This is a genomic window from Actinomadura sp. NPDC048032 (assembly GCF_040653175.1).
GTDB lineage: Bacteria > Actinomycetota > Actinomycetes > Streptosporangiales > Streptosporangiaceae > Spirillospora > Spirillospora verrucosospora.
Genome location: NZ_JBEZJP010000439.1, coordinates 1 through 6,887, shown reverse-complemented (window position 1 = coordinate 6,887; position 6,887 = coordinate 1). Strand labels below are relative to the sequence as shown.

Genomic DNA, 6,887 nt, shown 5'->3' with positions numbered 1-6,887 from the left:
CGCCGCCGTGATGAGCAGGCCGACGGCCGGGTCGGCCCAGGGGGCGCCCAGGGCGACACCGGCGGCCCCGATGAGGACGGCCAAGGACGCGAAGCAAGATGGCCAAGGATCTCGGGGTGGACCTCACGTCCATCACGGGGTCGGGCCCGCAGGGATCGATCACGCGCGAGGACGTCCTCGCCGCGCGGTCAGGCGCCGAGGCACCCGCCGTGCCCGCCCTGGCGGGCCCGCGCGAGGAGCGGATCCCCGTCAAGGGCGTCCGCAAGGCCACCGCGGCTGCGGTGTCCGGTTCGGCCTTCACCGCCCCGCACGTCACCGAGTTCCTCCAGGTGGACGTGACGCGGACGATGGAGACCGTCAAGCGGCTCCGCGAGCTGCCCGAGTTCGCGGACGTGAAGGTGTCGCCGCTGCTGCTGGTGGCGCGCGCGCTGCTCACGGCCGTGGCGCGCAACCCGATGGTGAACTCCGCGTGGGCGGACGGCCCGGACGGCGCGGAGATCGTCGTCAAGCGCTACGTGAACCTGGGGATCGCGGCGGCCACCGAGCGCGGCCTCATCGTCCCCAAGATCAAGGACGCGCACGAGCTCGACCTGCCGGGCCTCGCACGCGCCCTGAACGAGCTGGCGGCGAAGGCCCGCGCGGGCAAGGCGTCCCCCACCGACCTGTCCGGCGGGACGATCACGATCACGAACGTCGGCGTGTTCGGGGTGGACGCCGGCACCCCGATCCTCACCCCGGGCGAGGCCGCGATCCTGGCGTTCGGCCAGGTCCGGGACATGCCGTGGGTGCACGAGGGCGAGCTGGCGATCCGCAAGGTGACCACGCTGGCGCTCTCGTTCGACCACCGCATCGTGGACGGCGAACTGGGCTCCCGCGTCCTGCGCGACGTCGGGGACATGCTCGAAGACCCGATCCGCATGCTCGCCTGGTCGTAGCCGCCGGGTCGTCGCCGCCGGGCGGCGGGCAGGACCGAGGGGCCGGTGCCGAGCGATCGGCACCGGCCCCACGCAGTCCCTGGCGCATTCAGGATGACTGCGTCGCGCCGGCGAAAGATTCTTCCTTTTCCGGGTGAGATCCATAGGTGTGAGCATTGCCCCTGATCACCCCTGCCCAGTACACTCGCCAGCTACGCGAAACCTCCAATCTCGAACGGACGGGAAGAAAGGACACGCGGGCCTCTCCAGAAGGAGATTCCCGTTCCCTACCTGATCGAGAAGCATGACGACTGCCTGTCTACGATTGCCGACCCCCGCACCCAGTCCCACCCTGCCATGGCAATGGGTCTCCGCTGCGCCGGGGAGACGTCCGAACGCGGCCCGCATCGGCTCTGACCATGCGGTCTCCCCCATGCGCTGGACGTTACGTCGCGTCCAGTACGGCGTCACCCCCCATTCCTGAAGTCCGTGATCTCATGACCGGGCCTCAAGACTCACGGGACGGCCGTCTCCCATAACCGGCCTTTCCCAAAAAGGACCGACCCTCCGGCGACCGATACCAGGCGCCGCTGTGGTCGAGCCCCCACTCCGGGTAGGCGGAAACCGACGGCTGCGGACACCCGCCGAAACGGAGCGCTTTCGCACCGCCGGGTGACCGCTGCTCGCTTCCCGGCAAAGAACCTCATCATGCGAGGAACCGTGTTCCGCGCGCCCAAAACCGAGATCATTGGAAAGGGACACACCTTGGAATCATTGAGCAGGCATGTGATGGCGCAGCCAGAGGCCGCCGAACCGATGATCATGCACAACACGATCATGGGCGAGGCGGCGGGAGCATCCCTCATCGCGCTGGCCGTGTTCCTCTTCCTGGCACGACGCGGCGACCGGCTGTGGGCCAGGGGGTGGGCGCTGACGTTCGGCGCCGGCTCCCTCATCCTGACCTCTCTGAGCTGGGACGCCATCACCACCGGCCCGTTCACGGCCAAGCCCGAGATCAACATGGTGTTCGGCGGACCACTGTTCTGGTTCGGCGTCCTGCTCGGTGCCGCCGCCCTCTATCTCTGGGTGCACGGCGACACGCTGCAGGAGCCGACGGGCGCGAAGCGGGGGGAGACCGAGCTCTACCGGTTCACGGCGACCACGCGCGGAACCTTCTCTCCGGTGTATCTGCTGGTCCTGGCCGCCGGCCTCAACCTGCTGGGCAACGCCGCCGCCATCGTCCGGTTCAATCTGGTGGGGGGCGCGCCCGCGTCAGAGCCCATCACCGGGCGTCTCGGGCACATCGCGTGGATCGAGAACAACTCCTTCGGCCTGGTCTACGCACTCGCCGGCATCGCCACGATCCTTCTCATCGGCGCCGTTCGTGACCTCGGGGGCCGCGTCGCGACCGTCGTCATCACGCTGTTCTTCGCGTCCGGTCTGTTCTTCCTGGTCTTCAGCACGCTGAACGAGTACACCCATCCAGGATTGATGATCAACAAGTGCGTGCAGGGAACCATGGAGAACTGCGCCGAGTGGAAGTACAACTACTAGCGACCAGCCTGGTTCGCTCGCCGGGAGCCGCTGACGCCGCCGACGGTCCCGCGTCATCGGCCCACCGCTAGGAGACGGGGACCTTCTCGACCTTGCCGAAGGGCCCGGCGTCGAAAGTCACGGACGTGACGTCGCCGGGCGGGGCGGGAAGGTAGACGAAGCCGCGGACGGGCTCGTTGACCGCGGTGCGGAACACGACCCGTCCAGCGTCGACGTAGTTGGTGGGACGCCCCGGCGTGGGAGGACCGACACGAACGGCGCGGTAGACGTCCTTCTTGCCCGGCACCTGGATCGAGAACGCTCCGAACACTCCGCCCGGATAACTCGGGTTCGGGTAGGACGCGTCTGGCGGCGTGGTGCCGGGCCCCTCATTCACGATGTCGAACACGGCGACGATGTAGGCGCCGTCCCGGTAGAAGGGTTTGACCTCAAGGCGCCTCTTGGCAGCTCCAAAGGGAGCCGTGCGCGACGCCATCTTCTGCCGGTCCTGCGCCCGGAAGGTCGCCGGTGAACCGGAACCCGGCGCCGACGACTTGAGCTGGTAGGTGACGTCGACCCCGTCACCGTCCTGCCGCCCGTTCGCCGTGTAGGTGAAACCAGTGCCGAGCCTGGTCTTCATCTCGTTCAAAAGCGCCTGGGCTCGATCCCCGGACACCTTGGCGTCATTGGCATGCGCCACAAGCGTCAGCGCTCCGGCCGCCTGCCCCTTGACCTTCTGGGCGACCCCGTCCAACGCGGCCTTGGCCCCGCCCGTCAGCTTGGCCGAACCAGCCTCGAACAGGGCATCGCTACGCAGGCCGACCGTGACGCTCGATCCGTTGGACGAGACGGTCCGCCCCTCCTCCTCGACGATGTCGTACAGCTCCACGGGGTTCCCGCTCGGCGGGGACGACGCCGTAGCCGACGGGGAGGTCGTGATCGGGGACGGAGCACCCGCCATGAACGGCTCGGCCCCGACCGACGGAGTGGACGACGCCGACGGAGAAGACGGCGCCAACCCACTCGGCGACGCGGACGAGACAGACGGCGTCCCCGGCGCGGACGGCGTGGCCGGCGCGGCGGCGACCGGGATCCCGGTGAACTCCCCGGCCGTCCCCGGCGTGATCGCGGTGACCTTCTGGACGGTCGCCGGGATCGGTGGATAGTCGGCGGTCATCTCGCGGGTCGTGCCGGGCGCGAAGCCGGAACCGCTGGTGGTCCCGGTGGGCTTGTAGAGCCTGCGCCCGGCCGCGTCCAGCAGCGCGATCTCGAACGGGACCGACTTCACCGACGAGTCCAGCGACGTCACGCTGTAGCGCAGCACCGACTTGGCGGCCTGCCGCTCGACGCCCCTGATGGCCACGCGCGCGTGCAGGCCGTCCGCGCCCCCGAACCACCCGTCCTTGGCGTACGCGCCCGCGGGCTGCACGGTGGGCAGAGCGGCGCCCGTGCGAACCGTCGGCGGAGCGACCTTCTCGGCCAGATCGGCATCGGCGCATCCGGCCACGAGCAGCAGGCCGATGGAAGAGACGGCGAGGGGCAGCGCACGCATCGTTCATCCGCTCGGGGGAGGGGGACGGGCGAGGGACGCGGGCAACAGTAGTCAACCACCCCACCCCCCGCCAGAACCCCAGCGAGGACGCAGGACATCATCGAGCGAACTCCCGCAGCCAAACCTGCAAGTCGCCGGAGTTACCGGCACGCGATGCCACTCTTCGACAGCGGCCGAAGACAGCGCCGCCGAAGACGCGGACCATCGATGAGCCTGCCGCGCTTTCGAAAGAGACATTCGCCTCTGCGATCAGCGAAGCGTGCCAATCTCCAACAATCACGCTTCAATGGGCAGTCGATGTGACCGGACGTCAGCCCCGCACGCCATCGGAAACATCCGGCAGTACGAGCGATGCATTGACCGTGGTCGAGTTTCATCTGCGGAAGGGCTGAAGCGTGGGCGTCGAGCATCCCACCAGGACCGACACCAAGGTGGAGACCGACGACCAGCCCGGCCCGCCCGGGCAGAAGTCCAACCCGGACGGCCGCGCCGCCACGCAGCAGCCGACAGACCAGAAGGGCGAGACGCCCCCGCCCGCCCGCAGCGCCCGAGCCGAGAACAGCAACGACCCCAACGACGACCCCAACAGAACCGGCACACCCCGCGCCGACTCCCTAGCCATCGCCCGAGGCGAAAAACCAGAACCCCCGAACGAGAACCGCGAGACGCCGCCACCCGCCCGCAGCATCCGAGCCGAGAACAGCAACGACCCCAACGACGACCCCAACAGAACCGGCACACCCCGCGCCGACTCCCTAGCCATCGCCCGAGGCGAGAAGCCGGAGCCCCCAGCCGAGACCACACCGAGCACACCCGAACCCCACGCCGAGCGACCTCCCGGCACCTCCGGCACACCCCGCGCGGATTCGATGGCGATAGCCCGAGGCGAGAAGCTCGAAACCGACGAAAACGAAGCGGACGCGGCCGAGCCCGACCCGCCGGTCACACCGAAAGAGCGCCCGGCCGAGGCAGAACCTCCCGCCGACGACAACCGCGAACCGGACAACACAGACCCGGCTGCCCCCGGCGAACAGCCACTCGGCGAGCAGGACATGCCGAGCCACCCGAAGCCACGGGATGACCAGCCCCCGGCCCCGGAGACTTCCGGCACCGACGAGCCGGCCGACGTCACACCAGAGCCGGACGACGGCGACGGCCAGACGCCTCCGCAGGACGCACAACCGCTCGACCACGGCATCCTCGACAACCGAGCGGAGGACGTCGAACGCCCGGCCGAAACGAACCCCGAGGATGCGGACGGAAAGCCCCCCGCCGAGACCGGCGAGCAACTCGGAGATGCCCAGCCGGCCCCCAAAACCGAGCCGGCCCCCGAAACACCACCCGAACCCTCCGACGGCGAGCCGCCACTCCACCCCGAACCCGGCGTCTTCGAAGAACCCGAGTCCCCGCTAGGCGATCACAACCATCTAGGGCCCGAGCCGAAGGAGCTGAAGGACGGCACCGCCCAGGAACCGGCAGACGAAGGTCCCGACGGACCCGACGACGGCGAGCAAGACCGTGGTGAGGACGATCCCATGGGCGCCGGCGCCCCCGACTCGCAGAGCAAGGACGGCGATAAGGGGCGAGATGGGGACCAAGAAAGAGCCCGCTCTCACGATGACCCGCTTGAAAAGTACAGAAGAGCGGTAAAGAATCCCCAGCGGGTGTTTCGAGGGGATACCAGGAGCCCCGACGAGATCTTCCTCAACGGAGACGGCTTCCGCGCACGCGGAACGAGTAACGACCTGAAGAGGTATGCGGAACTCAACGAGCCGTCGAGATTCATCGGCACCTCGATGACAGAGGACGCGGCCAAGCCGTTTACGGTCGCCGTTCAGGGCAACAAGAGAAAGCTTCATGGCTGGGTATATGAAATCGAATCCCCCGAGCCCGCCATCAATGTCAACAAGGCGCTGGGCCTAAGGTACCGCCTCGTCCTCTGGGGGCAGTCCGAGAAAGAGATGGCCTACCTCGACCATATCCCCCGTGAGCACATCAAACGGGCTCGCGAGGTGAAGGGACTCTCCTACACTGGCAAGGTAGTCGAGAATCCGTACTTCCAAGGAAGGTGACATGCAGTCCGAGTCTATTCCGGTACTGACCGCGGATGGCGTGCGCGGCAACTGGACCGTGTCGGCTTCGGAGGAGGGGCCGCCGTGGCTGCTGACGTTGCGCGCCGAGGACGGTCGGGAGTGGAACTCGGAAGCAGACGACCTCTTCGCGGCATTTCAGAAGATACGTCGGCAAACTGATGCCGAAGGCATCAAGTTGTGCGTGAACGGCGCGAGGCGCGACGCCCACCCTTCGGGGATGTCCAGAGATATGGGCGGCGGTAGGATGCTGTACGTCCTCCCGCCCAGGCGCGGACTGAAGATGCTGACCAGCCTCTTCAAGCGGCCGACGCGCCGGAACATGATCTATATTTTCGATCCGGCCTCCTGCGAATCCGTGGTCCCCGTTGACGAACAGATCCGCTACTTCAGCGATTGGGTTGGTTCCGATGACTGACAACGACGGCGCCCTCACACCGCCCAGTTCACCGGAGGCCTTGGAGTACGCCAATCAGCACCCCGGATCCTGGCTGTACGAGATCGACCCCTTCTTCGACCCCGACGACGACGTTCCCGCGTACGGCATCGTCGGAGCATGGAGCATCGACGAAGAGGGCAACATAACGAACTCTTTCAAAAAGAATTCTGGCTACCGGCCTTCACCTGAAGTGCTCGGCTTTCCCGAGCCGACCGACCCGCTGGACGCTGCGATCCAACTCGTCGTAGCCGGGTACGGAGACGAAAGTCAAGCGCTTGCCCGGTTGCGATCCTCCGAGGTTTTGGTCGCCACCGGTCCCGAAGGAGACGGCGGCTCCGTCTGGGTTCATGAGATCGACG

The 6,887-nt window shown here is 67.6% G+C and carries 6 protein-coding genes; 5 read left to right on the top strand and 1 reads right to left on the bottom strand.

Features of this window, described 5'->3' with window-relative positions; all coding sequences use genetic code 11:
* Positions 1-98: 98 nt before the first annotated feature.
* Complete coding sequence (locus tag AB0C69_RS35655; protein ID WP_360359733.1) at positions 99-935, top strand: dihydrolipoamide acetyltransferase family protein; 837 nt, start codon at positions 99-101, stop codon at positions 933-935.
* 768 nt (positions 936-1,703) lie between these two features.
* Entirely contained in the window at positions 1,704-2,468 is a 765-nt protein-coding gene (locus AB0C69_RS35650; RefSeq protein WP_360359730.1) for a DUF981 family protein, read from the top strand.
* Positions 2,469-2,535: 67 nt separating this feature from the next.
* Here AB0C69_RS35650 and AB0C69_RS35645 read toward each other — a convergent pair whose 3' ends face one another.
* Positions 2,536-3,999, bottom strand: a complete 1,464-nt coding sequence (locus AB0C69_RS35645) for a hypothetical protein (protein ID WP_360359727.1) — start codon at positions 3,997-3,999, stop codon at positions 2,536-2,538.
* A gap of 395 nt (positions 4,000-4,394) precedes the next feature.
* Here AB0C69_RS35645 and AB0C69_RS35640 point away from each other — a divergent pair, with 395 nt between their 5' ends.
* The 3 genes from AB0C69_RS35640 to AB0C69_RS35630 form a co-directional block, all read left to right on the top strand.
* Positions 4,395-6,071 carry a hypothetical protein gene (locus AB0C69_RS35640; RefSeq protein WP_360359724.1) on the top strand — a complete coding sequence of 559 codons (1,677 nt, stop codon included), beginning with the start codon at positions 4,395-4,397 and terminating at the stop codon, positions 6,069-6,071.
* 1 nt (position 6,072) lies between these two features.
* The gene (locus AB0C69_RS35635) at positions 6,073-6,507 is read left to right on the top strand and encodes a hypothetical protein (RefSeq protein WP_360359721.1); all 435 of its coding nucleotides are present in this window, start codon (positions 6,073-6,075) and stop codon (positions 6,505-6,507) included.
* On the top strand, positions 6,500-6,887 hold a 388-nt coding region (locus tag AB0C69_RS35630; RefSeq protein ID WP_360359718.1), incomplete at its 3' end, for a type VII secretion system-associated protein. The genes AB0C69_RS35635 and AB0C69_RS35630, both read left to right, overlap by 8 nt.